Source organism: Mobilitalea sibirica, from assembly GCF_015999265.1.
GTDB classification, from domain to species: domain Bacteria; phylum Bacillota; class Clostridia; order Lachnospirales; family Lachnospiraceae; genus Mobilitalea; species Mobilitalea sibirica.
In genome coordinates this window covers 109644-130772 of record NZ_JAEAGR010000004.1, presented here as the reverse complement: position 1 = coordinate 130772, position 21129 = coordinate 109644, and the positions used below count along the sequence as shown (strand labels likewise).

Genomic DNA, 21129 nt, shown 5'->3' with positions numbered 1-21129 from the left:
CCATATAGTGATGGATATTCATAAAGATATGCCTGCGTGATTAAGATTAACGGATGGTTTGTTTGTCCGTATGTATTCTTAAAGCGTAGGCTTTTTTGTGATATAGGAATTTAACAGTAATAAGTAATGTACATAAGATAATAGAGAGAGGTATACTTGGAGGTATTCTCTATGGATCAGATGTATGATAATGAATTCTATAACAGTAATACTTATGCTAATATAAAGGATGCTTTTCAGGAAGAAGCATCTGCATATACACGATATAAGATATATGCCATGAGGGCTAGAGAAGAGGGGTTTATGCAGATAGGCGATATTATGGATGAAACGGCCAGGAATGAAAAAGTCCATGCCAGCATATGGCTTAAACTACTGGAAGGAAATGAAACTCCCTCCACCTATGAAAACCTCAGAACAGCATATACAATCGAAAACCATGAATGGAGTATCAAATATTTAGAATATGCCCTTGAAGCAAGAAGAGAAGGTTATCCCCATATAGCGGAAAGGTTTGAACAAGTTGCAGCGGTTGAGAGACATCATGATTCACGAATGCGAAAGCTTGCCTTTAATATAGAACATGATATTACATTTTGTAAGAAGAATACCAATCTATGGGTTTGTCATAACTGTGGAAATGTACAATACGATCTAAGTGCTCCGTGTTTATGCCCGGTGTGTGGTTGCAGTAGGGCTTTTTATGAAATCTATCGCGAAAATTATTAGTCATTTAGTAAATCAATACTAGAACAAACATTCGAAAATTGTATTGATTTTACTTTTTTCCTATGGTATAATAACAAACATTAAATAGGTAGAAATCGATTCATATTCTTATAATGCAGATTACAATATATGAGATATGGGTGGAATGACCAGTAGTTGATTAAGGTATAGCATTAACGAAAAGACGGTAAGACTTAAGTTATAGTTCGTTGTGTCATAGTCAGGAGGAATATGTGTTATGGAGTTTAAACTGGTATCAGACTTTGCACCAACCGGGGATCAACCGGAAGCAATTAAATCCCTTGTGCAAGGCTTCAAAGAAGGAAACCAATGCGAGACATTATTGGGTGTTACCGGATCCGGTAAAACCTTTACCATGGCAAATGTGATTAAAGAGATTAATAAACCAACACTTATCATAGCACATAATAAGACTCTGGCAGCCCAATTATACGGTGAATTTAAGGAATTTTTTCCGGAGAATGCGGTGGAGTACTTTGTAAGTTACTATGATTACTATCAGCCGGAAGCATATGTTCCGTCAACAGATACCTATATTGAGAAGGATTCCTCTATCAACGAAGAGATTGACAAATTGAGACATTCCGCAACAGCATCGCTAACGGAACGAAAGGATGTTATCATTGTTGCCAGTGTATCCTGTATCTATGGACTTGGTAGTCCGATTGATTACCAGGACATGGTGCTTTCCTTAAGACCTGGGATGTTGAGAGACCGAGATGAGGTTTTAAGGATATTAATCGATATTCAATATACAAGAAATGATATGGATTTTAAAAGAGGAACCTTTCGTGTTCGCGGGGATGTTGTAGAAGTGTTTCCGGCATCCTCAGCGGATACTGCCATCCGAATTGAATTTTTCGGTGATGAAGTGGAAAGGATTCTGGAAATAGATGTACTGACCGGAGAGATTAAGGCAACTCTTGAGCATATGGTTGTGTTCCCGGCATCCCATTATGTGGTGGCGCCGGATAAGTTGGAGGCTGCAATTCAAAATATCGAGAGTGAGCTGGAAGAACGGATACAGTATTTTAAAAGTGAAGACAAGCTTTTAGAAGCGCAAAGAATATCGGAGAGAACTAATTTTGATATCGAGATGCTTCGGGAGACCGGATTTTGTTCCGGTGTGGAGAATTACTCCAGACATCTGACAGGACAGGAACCGGGAAGTCCTCCATACACTCTGATGGATTATTTTCCCGAGGACTTCTTAATGATTATTGATGAATCCCATATTACAATTCCTCAGATCAGAGGTATGTATGCCGGTGACAGATCGAGAAAAATGACGCTGGTAGACTTTGGGTTTCGGTTGCCATCCGCACTGGATAACCGTCCTCTTAATTTTGAAGAGTTTGAAAGTAAGATAAGTCAGATATTATTCGTTTCAGCTACCCCGTCCGTTTATGAGAATGATCATGAGCTATTGAGGGTGGAACAGGTAATCCGTCCTACCGGCCTCTTAGATCCGGAGGTTACAGTTAAACCGGTGGAGGGACAGATTGATGATCTTTTAGGTGAAATTAATAAGGAACTGGAAAAGAAGAACAAGGTATTGGTAACAACCTTAACAAAACGAATGGCAGAAGATCTAACAAATTATCTTAGGGAAGTTGGAATTCGGGTAAAGTATCTGCATTCTGATATTGACACCTTAGAACGTTCAGAAATTATTCGGGATATGCGAATGGATGTTTTTGATGTGCTGGTAGGTATTAATCTATTAAGAGAGGGACTGGATATTCCGGAGGTTGGTTTGGTTGCAATTCTGGATGCGGATAAAGAGGGTTTTCTACGGTCCGAAACCTCCCTAATTCAAACCATAGGTAGGGCGGCTCGTAATGCCGGTGGTCGTGTTATTATGTATGCCGATCGTATGACAGATTCTATGAAAAAGGCGATTTCTGAAACCAACCGCAGAAGGCAGATACAGCATGCATACAATGAGGCCCATGGTATAACACCTACAACGATACAGAAAAAGGTACGGGATTTAATCAGCATTTCAAAGAAGGCGGATAAGAGTCTATATGACATGGAAAAGGATATGGAATCAATGTCCCGTGCTGAACTGGACGAGCTGGTAAAGAAGATTACGAAACAGATGCATACGGCTGCAGCAGAGCTGAATTTTGAATTGGCAGCAGAGCTTAGGGATAAGATGGTGGAATTAAAGAAGCAGATCAAAGATTTATCATAAAGTGATACCATGTGAAGAGTAAGTTTTATACCTGACAAATTGAGAATTACACTAGGATAAGATGAGGCAATTCATAAAACCGGTATAGGAGTGGTCATGATAGAAGGAATTATGATCATGATGTCTTGCACTTTGGATGAGTCGAAGGTTGGTTTCATAAGCTTTTTATAAGCGTTACAAAGATACAAAGATAATAAAAATAAATCGAAATATTAACAGAATAGAACAGGTGGAGTTATGTCGGATAAAAAGAATTATATCAGAATTAGAGGTGCAAAAGAAAACAACTTAAAGAATTTGAGTGTCGATATTCCTAGAGATCAATTTGTTGTACTTACCGGACTTAGTGGGTCCGGTAAATCATCGTTGGCATTCGATACGATTTATGCAGAGGGACAAAGACGTTATATGGAGTCTTTATCCTCCTATGCAAGGCAGTTCTTAGGACAGATGGAAAAACCAAATGTGGAGAGTATTGAAGGCTTACCGCCGGCGATTTCAATCGATCAAAAATCTACAAATCGTAATCCTAGGTCAACCGTAGGTACCGTAACGGAAATCTATGATTATTTTCGTCTGTTATATGCAAGGATTGGGATTCCCCATTGCCCTAACTGTGGAAAGGAAATCAAAAAGCAGTCTGTGGATCAGATGGTAGATGAAATAATGAATCTTCCTGTCGGAACGAAGATTCAACTAATGGCACCGGTTGTGCGTGGACGTAAGGGTGAACATCTCAAATTGTTTGAACAGGCAAAACGCAGCGGTTATGTCAGAGTAAGAGTGGATGGAAACCTTTATGAATTATCAGAGGAGATAAAACTAGAGAAAAACATAAAGCATAATATTGAAATTATTGTAGACCGCTTGGTGGTTAAGGAAGGTATTGAAAAAAGACTGTCTGATTCGGTTGAGAGCGTATTAAAGCTGGCAGAAGGTCTGATGACAGTGGATGTGATTGACGGTGAAACATTAAATTTCAGTCAGAACTTCTCCTGTCCCGATTGCGGTATTAGTATAGAGGAGATGGAACCGAGAGTTTTCTCCTTTAACAATCCTTTTGGTGCATGTCCCGATTGTCATGGTATCGGGATAAAGATGGAGTTTGATGTGGATCTGTTAATTCCCGATCAGGGTAAAAGCTTGATTGATGGAGCGGTAGCGGCTCCGGGCTGGCAGTCAGTTGTAGATAAAGGGAGTTATTCCAGATGTATTATGGAGGCTTTAGCAAAAGAATATAAGTTTGATTTAAATACACCCTATAAAGACCTGCCGGAAAAGGTTCGAGATATGTTTATCAACGGGACCGGAGGAAAATCGGTTAAGGTACATTACCGTGGACAACGGGGAGAAGGGGTATATGATGTTGCCTATGAAGGTTTAATTAGAAATATGGAAAGGCGTTATCGAGAGACCGGCTCGGATAATGTAAAACAGGAATACGAGAGTTTTATGAGAACCACGCCTTGTAAGGAATGTGGAGGCAAACGACTTAAGAAGGAAGCCTTGGCAGTTACCGTAGGCGATAAAAATATAGCAGATGTAACGGAGTATTCGATTCGTGATCTGGCTGTTTTTATGAACGACTTACAGTTAACCTCTATGCAGTTAAAAATCGGTGAACTGGTATTAAAGGAAATTAAGGCAAGGATTAAGTTTCTAATGGATGTCGGTCTTGATTATCTAACCCTTGCCAGAGCTACCGGTAGTTTGTCCGGAGGAGAATCCCAAAGAATTCGTTTGGCGACACAGATCGGGTCCGGCCTGGTTGGTGTGGCATACATTCTGGATGAACCCAGTATCGGACTTCATCAGAGAGATAACGACAAATTATTAAAAACCCTCCAGAACCTGAAGGATCTGGGAAACACCTTAATTGTAGTAGAACACGATGAAGATACCATGTTTGCCGCGGACTATATCATAGACATTGGCCCCGGAGCAGGGGAGCATGGCGGTGAAGTTGTTGCCGAGGGTAATGCAGAGGAAATTATGAAGGTGGAAGAGTCCATCACCGGAGCTTATTTGTCCGGTAAAATTAAGATACCGCTACCTAAGGAGAGAAGGAAGCCGAGTGGATATCTTACGATTGAAGGAGCCTCAGAGAATAACCTTAGAAACATCGATGTGGATATTCCATTAGGGGTTTTAACCTGTGTTACCGGTGTATCCGGATCCGGTAAAAGTTCCTTGGTAACAGAGATTTTATATAAAAAACTGGCGAAAGAGCTTAATCGTGCCCGCTGTATTGCCGGTAAGCATAAGAGAATATTGGGTATGGATCAATTGGACAAGGTTATTAATATTGACCAGTCTCCAATCGGAAGAACACCCAGATCAAACCCGGCAACTTATACCGGTGTATTTGATCAAATCAGGGACTTATTTGCTTCAACCCAGGATGCGAAGATGAGAGGATATGCGAAGGGACGTTTCAGCTTTAATGTAAAAGGCGGACGTTGTGAAGCCTGCAGCGGTGATGGTATCATTAAAATCGAGATGAATTTCCTGCCGGATATCTATGTTCCCTGTGAAGTATGTAACGGTAAAAGATATAATCGGGAGACTTTAGAGGTCCGCTATAAGGGTAAGAATATCTATGATGTTCTTAATATGACCATTGAAGAAGCAACAAGGTTTTTTGAAAATGTACCTTCCATAAAAAGAAAGATGGAAACTCTCTGCGATGTTGGGTTATCCTATCTAAGATTAGGACATCCCTCCACCTCCCTGTCCGGTGGTGAAGCCCAGAGAATTAAACTGGCAACAGAACTGAGTAAACGCAGTACCGGTAAGACGATTTATATTCTGGATGAACCTACAACAGGTTTACATTTTGCGGATGTTCATAAGCTCATTGAAATCTTAAAGAGATTTTCTGATAGCGGTAATACTGTGGTTGTAATTGAACATAATCTGGACGTGATTAAAACAGCAGATTATATCATTGATATCGGTCCTGAGGGTGGCGACAAGGGTGGTATGGTTGTAGCCAAGGGTACTCCCGAAGAGGTAGCAGCCAATGAGAATTCCTATACAGGACAGTATGTGAAAAAGTATCTGGAATAAATACGTAAGCTGTACTACAAGAGAGTAATTTAATTAGGAGAGTATTTTATGGAATATAACTTTTATGCAATGGTTTCAAGAATGAAGTTTATAGAGCGTTGGGCGCTGATGAGAAATTCCAGAACCGAAAATATCAGCGAGCATTCCTTAGAGGTCAGTATCTTAGCCCATGCATTGGCAATTATCAGTAATGAACGACTAGGGAATCAATTGAATGCGGAAAAAGCGGCTCTCATCGGTATATATCACGATGCGACTGAGATTATTACCGGTGATATGCCGACACCAATCAAATATTTTAACGAGAGTATACAAGGTGCTTTTAAGGCTGTAGAGGATGCGGCAGCAGACAGACTCCTAAAGATGCTACCGGAGGATATGCAAAAGAGCTATAAAGACATTTTCTTTCCGAAGCAGGAGGAGGCTTATCTATGGAAGCTGGTGAAGGCAGCAGATAAGCTCTCTGCTCTCATAAAGTGCTTAGAAGAACGTAAGGCCGGTAATACAGAATTTATCAGCGCTGAAAAGTCAATCGGAGGCATTCTAAAGCAGATGGAACTTAAGGAAGTGGATATCTTCATGGAAGAGTTCCTTCCATCCTATCAAAAGACTCTAGATGAGTTAAACTGTGATTAGAATCGATAAGATGTATCAGACTATCTCATAGAAGACATAATTTCAAACCAATGGAACAAGTTGTAGGTAATCTATTAAAATACTACATTATTTAGGTTAATTCACTACATTTATTAATTTTTTATTTTTTGATAGAATATTCTTGTATCACAAAGACTATTATTGCACGCAACAATAATAGAGCTTTTCCCCCTAAAGAAATAACAGCATGGGATTACGAAAGTAACTCCATGCTGTTATTTTTGTGCTGAAATCAGGGATTTTCATTATCATGTTTCTTGTCATTGGATACAGATTTTGTATGGTTATATATATTTTATGTTGCCTTTATGTAGAAATAAGGATATAATTCTCATATATATACAAAAAAGAAAAATATGTACAGGCTTATATAATGTAATAGCACAGAAACGAATTGAGGCAAATATGTGTAGATATAGTAAGCATGAGTTTAGGGGGATATAACATGAAATTAATCAATATAAAACAGTATCGGGAGGAACATTTGAATAAAAATAAAAGGAATAGCATTAAGAAGATTTTTTATCTCATGCTACTATTATGTATGATTATCAGTGGATATTCTATCACAAAGGCAAGCTCGGTTACATATTCCGGTAGTCAAGTTTCGGTAAGAATCGATTATCTGGAGGAATTGGCATATATCAATTCGGGAAGTCAAAACAGTAGTAAGATCTATCTCAGTACGGACAATATGAAATCATGGGAGCTGGTGGAGCCCTTTGGATATCTGGACTTATCTACCTTACTAAAGAGGAAGGAAGTAATTATTTATCTGAAAGGCAATAAGGATACAAACCCTTTAAAGGTATCCTTACAGGGAGAGGATTCCGGTTTCAGTGCAGAATATGAAGTTAGTGGTGGAAAAGGAAGGGTCGTATTAAATAGACCGATTAATCTTGTGGAATATCGTAAAAGTAAAAATAGCCACTGGAGACCGGTAACGAGTGATATGATTACCTCCACTTCGATCTATGAGATGCAGGGAGCATCCTTTGAATTTAGAACAATAGCTACGCAGGATAAAAGAGCGGGAAAAATAGTGACTGTTAAGATACCGAAGAAGCCTTCTGCACCGTCAGTAAAGCTGGATGGTAGTAAATTATGCTTTACTGGATTAAGGAGTCAACAGACCCTGTACCGTGTTGGGGATAGTACAACCTGGATACCATTTAATCCCTCAGACTCAAAAGATAAAATCTTAGATTTGAGAAGTCTGTTGGCACCAAATTATCCATTTAATGTAGCGATTCCCGGAGGCGTGATTGAATTCCAAACAATTGGATCTAATAAAAAAGTGGCATCCTATGTTAAAACCATTGAAGTTCCGACACAACCTACTGTTCCTGACCGAATCAATTTAAATGGAACTACTTTAACAATATCTGATCCGGACATAAAGAGGGCATATGAATATACGATCGTAGATTTGACAAAAACGATTGATTTAAAAACAGCCAGATGGTCTAAAGTAACAGCGTCTAAACCTGTCATTATAAAGAAAGCCTCCATTGGAGATAAGATACTGGTACGTCTAAAAAGTACTACAGATCCGAATACGAAGCAGGTGATTCCTGCATCTACCTTTAAGGAGTTTGTAGTTACATCCCTATCGCACTGATATTTAGAAGCTACAAGCCGATGATTGCTTCAAGCTCTTGAATGGAAGCTATAATATGATCAGCTTCCTTAACAACAGCATTCGGATGCTGCCAGAAATAACATGCCTTGATGGAGGCATTCTTTGCCGCAATGATATCGATATCCCGATCTCCGATCATTAAAGTATCCTCGGGTTTCATATTGTATTTATCCATTAGATAGAGAATACCTTCGGGATCCGGTTTACGCTTAAAACCGCTACCTCCGATAACGTATTCTTCAAAGTATTGGTCTAATCCATAATGCTTGATATGTGCTATGGCATCCTTACCACGATGGGTGAATAGATAATTCTTCTTGCCGGATTCATAAATCCTTTTACATATATCTTTACAATCAGGAAAAGGAAGAAAATCTTCCGGGTTTGTTTTCTTATCTATGGTATAAAAATGGTATAATCTATCTTCACTAATCTGATAGTTTTCGGTACAATAACGAAATGCATGGCTAGCTGAAATCTTCATAAGTCTTAGAATGTTCTCATAGCTTTCATTAATACCGTTATCTTTCAATACTCTTAGGAATGTCTTAGTCATACTTGGGTAGGTATCGAATAGGGTTCCGTCAAAGTCCCATATGATGTTTTGATACATTCTGTTGCCTCCTTAATATACTTTAGGATATATGGTTAAATGTTTATTAAGTATGGTGTTTTATGTACGTATATATTATGAGTCCAACTTTAATCTATAATCAATTGTTATGAAATTTATGCTTCTTTCTTAATGATAAGCTCTTCAAACCGACTTAGATATGTTTCGTTATCAAAATCTAATCGGATAATGTAGGGCATAAAGTTTATTATTCTCATAAAATCATCATAATGAAAGGTTGCATCATAATAATTTAAGATAGTACTTAAAGCAGTACCATGAGTAGCTACGATGATATTTTCATTCTTATGTTCTGTCAGAAGCTTTTTCAGAGCACGGATATTTCTTTTTTGTACCTCCGCCAGACATTCGGCACCTTCCGTCTTGTACTGGAAGTCATTCCACATGTTTTTTACATATAAGGTAGCATCATGGCCATATCCAATGCCTTTCTCCCTTTCTCTAAAATCTTCATCGGTATGTATCTCCATATGTAGAGCATTCGCTAAATCCTTAATTGTATCAACACTTCTTTTATAGGGGCTGGACATAATGAAATCAATGGGTTTATCCTTAAAATGCGCGGTCACCTTGTAACTATCCTGATGACCTTCCTCTGTTAACGGACGATATCGGTCATTATTATTTCTATTATCAGGTAGTGCGTGTCTTACAAAATAAACATGTGTCACAGGGAACACCCTCCTTTTTAAAGTTTAAATGTATCGTCTTTTGAATTACTGCTCTTTTACGTATTTAACAAGCGGAGTAATATATTCTTTTTTAGAATAATCATGTGATTTAGAAATTGTTTCATACATACCTTGTTCTTCCGGTGTTTTATTCTTATTATTTTTTAACATAGCTTTGAACATTTTCATTAGACCTTTGCTTCCCAAGCCCATATTTTCGTAGTTTATACCGCTATGAAAATAGAAGAGCGGTATAGAAGAGGCCTCATCCTGATTTAAATTAGTGCGTATAAGATGATCGATATTAGTAGCTTCTTTCGGTGCAGCTCCGGTGGCAAATATAATAGTGTTGATATCTTTTTGATTTAAAGTAATTTTTTTAAATGTATGTAAACCACTAATACGACCGGCGTGTATTCCGCCCCCGAATATTATGGTTTTATAGTTTTTTATATCATTATCATGAATATCTTTGATTGAGACAGCTTTACAATCTAATTCTTCCGCAATCCACTCCGCATATTTCTTCGTGAAGCCGGTGTTTGATTTGTATAAAACGATAATATGATCCATTTATTTTACTCCTTATAATCTGATGTTTTTTGTAGTATTAATAAAAGTATAGAATTATTATAAAAAATTGTCAAAGAGTTTCAAGAGTAAGTTCGTGTTTCATTGCTTTAGGATTTAACATTCTTACAATGCGACAGCAAGTATATATAAATAATAAATTTCTTGACAATGCCAGACTATAATGATAGTCTGATTGAATAAACTACTGTGATAGTCTAAGGAGGAATCCATGGAAAAGATTAAGTTATTTGACGGTGAACTAAAGCTAATGGAGCTATTGTGGGAAAATGAAGGTGCGACAGCGAAAGAACTGTCTCTGATTGCTATGGATAAAATTGGATGGAACAAGAATACGACATATACCGTTATTAAGAAGTTAGTTGCTAAAGGAGCAATACAGCGCTCGGAGCCGGGATTTATTTGCCATAGCCTAATAGCACGCGAAGATGTTGGACGGGAGGAAGCGAAAAAAGTACTCCGTTCCTTCTTTGGTGGATCAGCAAAAGCGTTATTTTCTTCTTTTATGTCTGACGGTATACTTTCCGATAAAGAAGCAGATGAACTTAAGAAACTGATTGATGAACATGGACGGAAGGGGAGTCGTTAATGATAGATGAGATTTTCTATCTTATACTGAACATGAGTATTGCCTCTTGTTTTGTCATTGTAGCGCTATGGATTGTACGGCTTTTTAAATCACTGCCAAGACGCATGATCTATCCATTGTGGGCGTTGGCTTTTTATAGATTGATGATACCATTTACAATAACAACCGATTGGAGTCTATTTAACTTTACAGGAGGACTTGTCAAGCGTGTGATCTCCATAGAGACAATTACCCATGATACTGTATCTATTCCTGGGGCTGATGATTTGGCGATAATGAATACGATTGGAGCAGCAAAAAGTTATATTCCACTTGAATATCACACAAAAAATCTGAGAGAAATCTTTATCATCAGTTCTAAAGTATGGGCAGTTATAGTAGTCGCGACTCTAATTTTGGCTGCTATCTCATTGATATTAGCACGCAGAGAACTTAAAAAGGCGGTCTTTTTAAAAGACAATATATACTGCTCGGATATACTGCTATCACCGGTACTGATGGGTGTGTTACATCCGAGAATCATACTCCCGACTGGAATCGATCCGAACAGTGTAGAAGGTTCGATGATTCTGGCCCATGAAAATGTCCATCGTATACGACTTGATAATCTATGGCGGATATTAGCGATTATAATCGTCTGCCTCCATTGGTTTAACCCACTTGTATGGGTAATGATCAAATTGTTTTATGAAGACATGGAACTTTCCTGCGATGAAACGGTTTTTCGTAAGGGAAAGTATAGTGTGGAAGAACGTAAAGATTATGCCTCGTTATTGTTGCATTTTGCTAAGGATAAAAGGTTGTTTAGCACCTCAGCTTTTGGACACTTAGGGATTAAGGCTCGTATACTTAATGTATTAAATTATAAACGCTTAACAGTAATAGGCACAGTCACATCGGTAGTGATTTTATTGGTCATAGCTCTACTTTTAGTTACAAATCCGTCTCTTAGGGGGTGAATTATGATTATGAAGTTTTTAAGAAGTTATAGAACTGTGATGATTATTGTATTCCTATACATTTTAATCTCCTGCGTTACCATTGCTGTTTCAATGCAACAGGTCAAAGGCGCGAAGAAGGATATACTTGGGTGCTATGAGTTTGACGATTGTCTGTATATGAATCCTCTAAGCTCATTCATTGCAGTGAAAGAATTCTTCCCGTATGTTTATGGCCTGGGTGAAGATTCTATGATTATTGCCAATACTGAAACCGGAGATATAAAACGATTATCGGTACAATATGAAAAAAGGGCTATTGCCAAAGACGAGTTTTTATCGAAAAATGACTTTCCATATTTTACTATACCGGATATATCTGACTACAACGAAAGGTGGCTTCATGCCATGTTAACCGATGAAGATGGTCAACAATACCGGCTTTACCAGATGGATCATGAAATTTGGCTAATAAAGCTAAGCCAGAGAGATTCCGGGATATGGAGTATATATCGCCTAAAGCGAACGAACGATTTTAATTTCTCCGATTTGAGGGACACATACGAGCTTGGAAATAAGGAAAACGAAGATAAATTACAGATGACCTTGCGTGATGTATACGAGTTAGCAAGAAAGGGAAAAAACCTGACAACCCTCGATTTTGATATGTTTCGTAGCAAATCTGTCGGTTCAGGATTTACAATTATGCGTTATGATATCAAGGGCGGTTGTGTGCTAATTGTGCATTCAGACACACCGGATGAGGTTATTAATTATGCTCGACTATCTAAGCGAGGTTACGATCCATATGACGAATCACTGACCGTTGATATTCGTAACGGGACAGAAGCGGTAGCAGCATATCTTGATCCACTGCATTCACTGGTAAAGCTAAAGATTGAGGGTTTCAACAACGGTGAGGGAGCGGGAGAAAGAGAGCTCATATACGAATTTGAAGGTTACCGTTATTATTTAAACAGTATCAGCGCCGATCAAGTAGTTATCACCTTGGAGAATGGCGACCGGCTTCCACTCAAGCAGGCGCTTAAAGAGCGCCGCACCGTGATAGAAGATTTGGTGGGAAACGGTCTCTACAATGTCTTTATGGAACCGATGGATAACCCAAAGGGAGGGTATTTCCCAATATTGCACCATTGTCATAAATTCACCTTCGATAACGAAGAATTCTACCCTTCTACATCCTTTATGTATATGGTTGATGCGGACTTTTCTTCGATATACTTTGGTATTGAAGAACTTGCGGACGTTCTTGAGCTTTGGGGTAGGGATGAGTTAGCCAAAAAACTGCGCTCCTTAGAGAAGGCAGGCGATCTTTTCGTTATTGCGGATAAGGCTTATATAACAGGTGATGAGCTTACGGAAGCTGGAATTACCGTAGAAATAGGCTGGGCATATAGCTCCCATACACCCGTAAGCTTTACTTTGGTTGAAAAGTAGCAGTGTATTCATTCGTATACTGAAAAAACAGAAGCTACGCCATACGAACTGTGCACGGACTGGTGCCCTATGCCGATAAATAAAAAAAGTTCAATTACGAATAAATTCGTGTTGAACTTTTTTTGTTTATCGTCGTATGGCTTGTAGCTTTCCTGACTATTCCCATTCAATCGTTGCCGGTGGCTTGCCTGTAATGTCGTAGCAGATACGGTTGACATGTTTTACTTCATTTACAATTCTATTCGAAATCTTACCAAGGATGTCCCAAGGGATTTCAGCAAATTCTGCAGTCATAAAGTCTGTGGTGGTTACAGCACGAAGAGCTACAGTATAATCATAAGTTCTTTCATCGCCCATAACACCAACAGAACGTAGGTTAGTAAGAACTGCAAAGTACTGACCAATACTTCGATCAAGGCCTGCCTTAGCAATTTCTTCTCGGTAGATATAATCGGCATCCTGTAGGATAGCAATCTTCTCAGGAGTAATATCCCCTATAATACGAATAGCTAGTCCCGGTCCTGGGAAGGGTTGTCTGAATACCAGTTTTTCGGGTATACCTAGTTCCAATCCAGCTTTTCTAACTTCATCCTTAAATAGGTCTCTAAGGGGCTCTATAATCTCTTTAAAGTCCACATAATCGGGTAGGCCGCCAACATTGTGGTGGCTCTTGATTACTGCGGATTTACCCAGACCGCTTTCAATTACGTCCGGATATATCGTCCCTTGAACAAGAAAATCAACGGTACCAATCTTCTTAGCTTCCTCTTCAAAGACACGGATAAATTCCTCACCGATTATTTTACGTTTTTCCTCCGGTTCAGAGATACCGGTAAGTCTTTTATAGAAACGTTCCTGTGCGTTCACACGAACGAAGTTCACATCAAACTGCTTCGTAAAGATCTCTTCTACCTCATCTCCCTCATTCTTTCTGAGAAGGCCATGGTCAACAAAGATACAGGTTAATTGTTTACCCACTGCTTTACTGATCATAACAGCAGCCACAGAAGAATCAACGCCACCGGATAAGGCGCAGAGAACCTGTTTGTCTCCGATTTTTTCTTTTAAGGTTTTGATCATTTCTTCGGTAAAGGAGTCCATTCTCCAGTCACCGGAACATTCACATACTTCATACAGGAAGTTGTGAAGCATCTTCGTACCCTCCTGGGTATGAACAACCTCAGGGTGGAACTGCACTCCATAAAGGTTTCTTGAGGCTTCTTCGATTGCTGCTATCGGACAGGAATCTGATTTTGCAACCGTAGTGAAGCCGGCTGCGGGTGACTCAATGTAGTCTGTGTGGCTCATCCAGCAAATTGTTTCAGGAGATACATCATAAAACAATTTTGAAGAATTATTAACATTTATTGTTGTCCTGCCATATTCACGTAAAGGTGCTTTTGATACTTTACCACCAAGCAAATATGTCATTAATTGGCATCCATAGCAGATACCTAAAATCGGAATTCCCAAAGAAAAGAGTTCGGGATCACAGGATGGTGCACCCGGTTCATAAACACTGGCCGGTCCTCCTGTAAAAATAATACCCTTTGGAGCTATTTCCTTAATTCGATCAAGACTCGTATAGTAAGGTAATACCTCACAATAAACATTACATTCTCTGACCCGTCTAGCAATCAGCTGATTGTACTGCCCACCAAAGTCAAGCACGATAACCATTTCTTTTTCCACGTTTTAACCTCCTGATAACTTAAATAGGTAATATACGACCTTTATAAATGTAGGTAACCATTCAGATGCTCCCAGAAATCCAAAGGATTTTGTATCAGCCAACACAAAGCATAAAAGCATCTTGCTATCTGTATCTTTTGGTATGTTTTGAAGTACCAAAGCGAAAAATACAATACGCTGGTTCACAAGACCAGTGACTGAACAGTCTTAAATGCAGATTTATAATACAATACTTTGATTTAAAAGACAACCCTCCTTTAGAAAGAAGAGTATTCATATTTCTAATAAGTTTTATTAAAATGCCTACTATATCTTAATTTCCGTCAGTTAATTTATTTTATATAGTAACCGATATATAAAATATTAGTGAAAAAAATATCAATTTTTCGTGTATTATGTCATAAAAAAATAGTAAATTATTCTCATAAATAAGAAAAAATTGATACTTTTTCTTTACAAACACACTATATCATGGTATTATTTATCTGTGTTATTACAATATATGGTAGAGACAGCAGGATAAATGACATAAGTATGGAGGTTATCCGCTATGAAGGAAGTAACTGAAAAAAAAATATTCGATTGTATTCCAGAGATTGATTTTAACTCAGGATACCGTTATTTCCTCGGGAATATAGAAAACTATTCTCGTGCCTTACTATCCATATTAAAAAGTGTGAAAGCGAAGCTACCAATCCTAAAGACAATGGCAAGAACTGAAGAGTATGAGGGGTTACGGATGATTGCTCAGACATTAAGAAGAATGATGAGTAATATAGGAGCCCACGGTATAGCTGATATGGCATATCAGATTGAAATGTCAATATTAAATCAAGAGAACACTGTATTAGGTTTGCAGCTTAGTGATTATATTGATTGCTTGTATGAGTTTTCTGAGAAGTTAGAAATTCTTCTAAAAAAATTAGATATTAATAATAACAGTAGGAATTCGGAGGACCAGGCATCCTTCTTGAATTATGATTTTACAAAAACAAAGGAAAGCATAAAACTATCTGCAGGATTACTCGAGCGTAAAATTATTTAGTTGCTTTTTATTACCCCCCAAATTAAGCCCTATCTTCTTTGACTGACGGAAGATAGGGCTTATATAACTTATATAGAACGATTAATGTTTTATTTAAACTAGCGTTTCGACAGAAATATTGGAGATATATAAGTGAGGAATTTAGATAAAAACACCGGTATTACCAACTACGTTTAATCGTAAGGGTAGTACCGGTGTGTTCTTATATATAACTGTTACGAAAGAGTTAATCTTAGTATGAATATTATTAACAGTAAAAAGTTTAGTAACTATAAGTATTATATCTCAAGTTGTGCTTTCTGTCCTTTGTCACCCCGTTTACGGTTTCGGACCTTTCTTGCATTTAATACTTTATCATCGTAAGTAAAAGTTTCTTCGTTAGGTCCTACAGCCGATGCATAACATACAAAATCATTTTTCTCGAGGGTAATGCCTTTTACACCTCGACTTGTTTTTTTAAGCTCGGATACCTCGGTTAGTGAAAATCCTAAAGACAGGCCTTTATCCGTAAGCAAAATCACTTTCATATTACCGGCCAGAATTTCACTAGCAGATAATAAGGTAACAGACACAAGCTGATCTTTGTCTTCTAGTTTTGTTGAGTTAATCTGAGAGCGGTTTGTTTCAAATTCAGCACCGGATACCTGTTTGATATATCCTTTTTTCGATACGAATAATAATTGGGATTCAAACAGTTGCTCAAAGGAGGTATATTGTATTACAGTCTCTTTATCCAACTTACATAGATTATGAATTAAGGTGCCTTTATCCTTCATCTTACATTTCGGAATGCTTTCTGCCTTTATCTGATACATATTGCCCTCGGCAGTGAAGCAGCATAGCTTGTCCGTATTTTTCATTAGGATAATATGAACATATTCCTTTAAGCTATCTTCAGAGGCCCGTGTATAGCTGGCAATATCTATGGATTTCGTATAACCAAAGCGATCGATCAAGATATAGATGTCCTCAATTTTAACTTCTTCCACATATTCGGTGATGCTAGCATTCATAAGCTGTGTCCTACGAGGGGTATGGAAAATCTTTTTATATTCCCGTAAGCGTCCTTTAATTACTTTATATAATTCCTTGTTGCTTCCAAGTATTTTTTTGTATTCTTCAATAGAATCCTTCAAAGACGTATTTTCATCATGCAATTTTAATATTTCCAATCCAATTAATTTGGAAAGCTGCATGGATAAAATAGCATCTGCCTGTCGCTCAGTAAAGTTTAAGGTGGAGGCCTCTTTCTCGGACTGCTTTGACTTAAAGCGTATACCTTCAATTATTCCTTCTATAAGACAACTTTTTGCCTGTTTGATCGAACTGCTGCCTCGAAGAATTTCTATAATTAAGTCAATTACATCGGTTGCTTTGATTAAACCATCCACAATTTCTAGTCGCTTTTGTGCTTTATCCAAAAGATAATCATATTCCTTCGTATAAAGATCTACTTGAAAATCTACGAATTCACTGATCATATTTTTAAGATTAAAGACAAAGGGCTGTTGTTCTTTTACCGCAAGCAGATTCACGGAATAGGTATCTTCTAAAGCAGTCTTTTTATAAAGACCGTTTAATAGATTCTCCAGATCTCGGTCCTTCTTAACTTCAACAACAATTCGAATTCCTTCCTTGGAGGATTCATCCCGGATATCATAGATTTCATCAAATACCTTATCCTTCATCAAGGAAGCAAGACCCTCTACTAACTTGGTTTTATTGCCTGCGACGGAATAGGGGATTTCAGTAATGACAATATTCTTTCTTCCGTTATCACCGTTTTCTATTTCGACCTTTGCTCTTATTCTGATTTTTCCTTCACCGGTTTCGTAGATATTGACCATATCATCTTTATTAATAATAATACCACCAGTAGGAAAATCAGGAGCCGGAATATATTCCATTAATTTCTGCACTGTTATATTTGGGTTATCCATATATGCAATAACACCATCGATTACTTCGTCGGGATTGTGGGGAGGTATGTTGGTAGCCATACCTACGGCAATACCGGTAGTTCCGTTAATCAGTAGATTTGGAATCATAGCCGGTAATACAGTTGGTTCTTTTTCGCTATTATCAAAGTTGGGTTCAAAAGGAATTAATCCCTTCTCCAGATGATCCAGTAATGCCATAGCTCCTGGAGACAGTCTTGCCTCTGTATAACGCATCGCTGCAGCTCCGTCTCCATCGATGGATCCAAAGTTACCGTGGCCATCCACTAAGGGAAGCATTAAAGAATAGTCCTCTGACATATGAACCAGTGCTTCATAGATGGAACTGTCGCCGTGGGGATGATATTTACCCATGGTATCACCGACAATACGGGCACTCTTTCTGTGAGGCTTTGTCGGGTCCAGCCCCAGCTCCACCATGGAATATAAGATTCTTCTTTGAACCGGCTTTAGGCCATCTCTGACATCCGGTAAAGCTCTTGCTATGATAACACTCATGGCATAATCCCGATAGCTGTTCTTCATCTCCTCGGAAAAATCCAATTGTATAATTTGATCAGTATTTTTCTTCATTAATATCCTCCATTCTGCCCTACACCGTGAATTTGGGCGTCAGTACAATATCTGCATAGCGAAGAATTCGCTTTGCGAACACATTCGCTTAGTACGCTTTTTGTAATCGCTAAATGTCAACCTTGGCATATCTTGCTTCTTCCATGATGAAAGTTCTTCGTGGGGGAACATTACTACTCATAAGGGTAGTAGTAATTTCATCAGCTTCCACCGTATCACTGATGGATATTCTGGCCAGAATTCTGGTCTCCGGATCAAGGGTGGTTTCCCATAGCTGGTGAGCATCCATTTCTCCAAGACCTTTATAACGTTGGATATTAATTATTTTATTACCTTCAATTTTACGGAATTTCTCCAGCTCAAAGTCATTAAATAGGTACTGGGATTGTTTTGATTTCTTGCCTTTCACACTTGTCTCGAATTCCACCTTATAAAGAGGAGGGAGACCTTTATAAATTTTGCCTTCCAAGATAAGCTCCGGCATAAAGCGATAGAAGAAGGTAAGTAACAAAGTACTGATATGGGCTCCATCGACATCGGCATCGGTAAGGATGATTATCTTATCATAACGTAGCTTCGTTATATCAAATTCATCACCTATTCCGCAGCCAAAGGTTGCTATCATAGATTTAATTTCATTATTTAAAAGTATTTTTTCCAGAGTCGCTTTTTCTACATTTAATATCTTACCCCGTAATGGAAGAACAGCTTGAGTCTTTCTGTTTCTAGCCGTCTTTACCGTACCACCGGCGGAATCACCCTCAACAATATACAATTCACATTCCTCTGGTTTCTTTGAAGAACAGGAAGCGAGTTTGCTTCTTGTATCAACATCGTTAAGCTGCTTTAAAACTGCTGTTCTTGCCTTATCACTGGCACGTCTTGCATTAAAGGATTTCATGGTATTATCTAAGATACTCTTTAATACTTCTACATTTTTATCAAACCACCGTTGGGATTCAGTGGAGAATACTTCATCAACTGCACTTTTTGCATCGGTATTACCAAGCTTTGTTTTTGTCTGTCCTTCAAATTGAGGGTCAGGATGCTTAATGGAAATGATGGCTACAATGCCATTACGGATATCTTTACCGTCAAAGTTCTCATCCTTTTCTTTCAGGACATTAAGTTCTCTGGCATATTGGTTAAGAACCCGGGTTAAACCGGTTTTAAAACCCGTTACCAAAGTTCCGCCATCTACCACATTAATTCGATTACAATAAGCATTGATCTGTTCTGTGTAGCTATCCGTATATTGAAGTGCTATTTCAACTTCAATATCACCACTTTTTCCTTCCAGATAAATCGGTTCTTCGTGTAATGAAGTCATATCCCGGGTTAAGTAGGATACAAAGCTCTTTATACCGAACTCTTCTTGATAGCTTTTCGTTGTATTCGTGTGTTGATCTATGAAATTAATGAGCAGACCCTTATTGAGGAAGGCAATTTCCTTTAATTTCTTATGTATCATATCAGCTTTAAAATCCACGGTTTCAAAGATGCTGTCATCCGGATAGAAGGTAACCTTAGTGCCGGTATCGGACTTATTGCATTTTCCAACCACCGGAAGCAAACCACCTTCCAGATCAACAATTGGGTGGCCGCCGTTAGTATATTCATCACGATATATTTTTCCGTCTCTTCTTACTTCGACAACCATGCGCTTTGATAGCGCGTTTACGACCGATGCTCCAACGCCATGTAAGCCGCCGGACACCTTATATACGGAGTTGCCGAATTTACCTCCGGCATGAAGGATGGTATATACAACCCGGACGGTTGGTATTTTCTTTGTAGGATGGATGTCAACAGGTACGCCTCGGCCGTTGTCACAGATTTCAATTCCGCCGTCCTTTAATAGAGTAATATCAATTTTTGAGCAATAACCCGCCAAATGTTCATCAATACCGTTGTCGAGAATTTCCCATATAAGATGGTGCAAGCCTCTGGGACCGGTGCTACCGATATACATACCGGGACGTTTTCTTACTGCCTCAAGTCCTTCTAAAACAACTATCTGACTTCCGCTATATTGTTCCATGATGTTAAACCCCTTCTTCTCAAGTTTTTATTTACATTTATTTCTCCATTTTGATATAAATCCGAACGTAAGCATATACCACATAGACACAACATTAATATCTAGCGGCATAGGCATAAAACATAGGATGATACAGATGATGCTATATTATTCTGAAACATTATAACATACCAAAAAAAAGATTTCCAGTAATATGTCAATCATGTGTACGACAGGTTGTGGTTTTTAAGCATGCAGTTACAGGATGTTGGGTATAATGGTAATTATGTCACCGTAAAATACATCGAAATTTCAGGTGTAAAACTTTATATTATATATTATTATGATAAATAAAAATTAGGGGCTTTCAGTAAATGTTGTATGAAAGGAGTGAGGGGTAGAGGAATCCCTTAATACACTATTTGGAGAACAGATTTGTTGATTTGTATGCCTGATACGAACCTTTATGTACGTAAGCAGGCATACAAATCAACGAATGTGTAATCCAACTTGTGTGTGTGGGACTCATCTACCCCTCACTCCTTTTTAAGAATCTTTATCTTACAGTCCCGTTCAGTTAATTACACTAGTTTCTTAAAAAATATTTGAAAAAAAAATAAAATGATGTATAATAGGAACAAT

At 38.2% G+C, this 21129-nt stretch carries 16 protein-coding genes; 9 read left to right on the top strand and 7 right to left on the bottom strand.

Features of this window, described 5'->3' with window-relative positions:
- Window positions 1-171: 171 nt before the first annotated feature.
- From I5677_RS05725 to I5677_RS05705, 5 genes are all read left to right on the top strand, one after another.
- Entirely contained in the window at window positions 172-729 is a 558-nt protein-coding gene (locus I5677_RS05725; RefSeq protein ID WP_197660620.1) for a rubrerythrin family protein, read from the top strand.
- Between the two features lie 238 nt (window positions 730-967).
- Window positions 968-2950 (top strand): excinuclease ABC subunit UvrB, encoded by a 1983-nt coding sequence (gene uvrB, locus I5677_RS05720; protein WP_197660619.1) that lies wholly within the window; start codon window positions 968-970, stop codon window positions 2948-2950.
- A 237-nt stretch (window positions 2951-3187) separates the two neighbouring features.
- Window positions 3188-6019: an excinuclease ABC subunit UvrA gene (gene uvrA, locus I5677_RS05715; RefSeq protein WP_197660618.1), complete on the top strand. Its 2832-nt coding sequence runs from the start codon at window positions 3188-3190 to the stop codon at window positions 6017-6019.
- A gap of 48 nt (window positions 6020-6067) precedes the next feature.
- The gene (yfbR, locus tag I5677_RS05710; protein WP_197660617.1) at window positions 6068-6655 is read left to right on the top strand and encodes a 5'-deoxynucleotidase; all 588 of its coding nucleotides are present in this window, start codon (window positions 6068-6070) and stop codon (window positions 6653-6655) included.
- 466 nt (window positions 6656-7121) lie between these two features.
- Window positions 7122-8297 carry a hypothetical protein gene (locus tag I5677_RS05705; RefSeq protein WP_197660616.1) on the top strand — a complete coding sequence of 392 codons (1176 nt, stop codon included), beginning with the start codon at window positions 7122-7124 and terminating at the stop codon, window positions 8295-8297.
- A 10-nt stretch (window positions 8298-8307) separates the two neighbouring features.
- On the opposite strand, the gene I5677_RS05700 is transcribed toward I5677_RS05705, so the two are convergent.
- From I5677_RS05700 to I5677_RS05690, 3 genes are all read right to left on the bottom strand, one after another.
- Complete coding sequence (locus tag I5677_RS05700; RefSeq protein WP_197660615.1) at window positions 8308-8931, bottom strand: HAD-IA family hydrolase; 624 nt, start codon at window positions 8929-8931, stop codon at window positions 8308-8310.
- Between the two features lie 116 nt (window positions 8932-9047).
- On the bottom strand, window positions 9048-9623 hold the full coding sequence (locus I5677_RS05695; protein WP_197660614.1) for a histidine phosphatase family protein: 576 nt from the start codon (window positions 9621-9623) through the stop codon (window positions 9048-9050).
- A gap of 45 nt (window positions 9624-9668) precedes the next feature.
- Window positions 9669-10196, bottom strand: coding sequence for a flavodoxin domain-containing protein (locus tag I5677_RS05690; RefSeq protein ID WP_197660613.1), 528 nt, complete (start codon window positions 10194-10196; stop codon window positions 9669-9671).
- A gap of 229 nt (window positions 10197-10425) precedes the next feature.
- Here I5677_RS05690 and I5677_RS05685 point away from each other — a divergent pair, with 229 nt between their 5' ends.
- From I5677_RS05685 to I5677_RS05675, 3 genes are read left to right on the top strand one after another with little or no spacing between them, the layout of a single operon-like run.
- Entirely contained in the window at window positions 10426-10803 is a 378-nt protein-coding gene (locus I5677_RS05685) for a BlaI/MecI/CopY family transcriptional regulator (protein ID WP_197660612.1), read from the top strand.
- On the top strand, window positions 10803-11762 hold the full coding sequence (locus I5677_RS05680) for a M56 family metallopeptidase (RefSeq protein WP_330617857.1): 960 nt from the start codon (window positions 10803-10805) through the stop codon (window positions 11760-11762). The genes I5677_RS05685 and I5677_RS05680 overlap by 1 nt, the downstream gene beginning before the upstream one ends.
- A 3-nt stretch (window positions 11763-11765) precedes the next feature.
- The gene (locus I5677_RS05675; protein WP_197660610.1) at window positions 11766-13199 is read left to right on the top strand and encodes a hypothetical protein; all 1434 of its coding nucleotides are present in this window, start codon (window positions 11766-11768) and stop codon (window positions 13197-13199) included.
- Window positions 13200-13355: 156 nt separating this feature from the next.
- Here I5677_RS05675 and guaA read toward each other — a convergent pair whose 3' ends face one another.
- Together guaA and I5677_RS05665 are read right to left on the bottom strand one after the other, a co-directional pair.
- Window positions 13356-14891 (bottom strand): glutamine-hydrolyzing GMP synthase, encoded by a 1536-nt coding sequence (gene guaA / locus I5677_RS05670; RefSeq protein WP_334298784.1) that lies wholly within the window; start codon window positions 14889-14891, stop codon window positions 13356-13358.
- 3 nt (window positions 14892-14894) lie between these two features.
- Entirely contained in the window at window positions 14895-15077 is a 183-nt protein-coding gene (locus tag I5677_RS05665) for a hypothetical protein (RefSeq protein WP_197660609.1), read from the bottom strand.
- A 364-nt stretch (window positions 15078-15441) separates the two neighbouring features.
- On the opposite strand from I5677_RS05665, the gene I5677_RS05660 reads away from it, so the two are divergent.
- Window positions 15442-15936, top strand: coding sequence for a hypothetical protein (locus I5677_RS05660; protein WP_197660608.1), 495 nt, complete (start codon window positions 15442-15444; stop codon window positions 15934-15936).
- Between the two features lie 278 nt (window positions 15937-16214).
- Here I5677_RS05660 and I5677_RS05655 read toward each other — a convergent pair whose 3' ends face one another.
- Entirely contained in the window at window positions 16215-18467 is a 2253-nt protein-coding gene (locus I5677_RS05655) for a DNA gyrase/topoisomerase IV subunit A (RefSeq protein WP_197660607.1), read from the bottom strand.
- A 109-nt stretch (window positions 18468-18576) separates the two neighbouring features.
- The gene (locus I5677_RS05650; protein WP_197660606.1) at window positions 18577-20508 is read right to left on the bottom strand and encodes a DNA gyrase/topoisomerase IV subunit B; all 1932 of its coding nucleotides are present in this window, start codon (window positions 20506-20508) and stop codon (window positions 18577-18579) included.
- Between the last annotated feature and the right edge of the window lie 621 nt (window positions 20509-21129).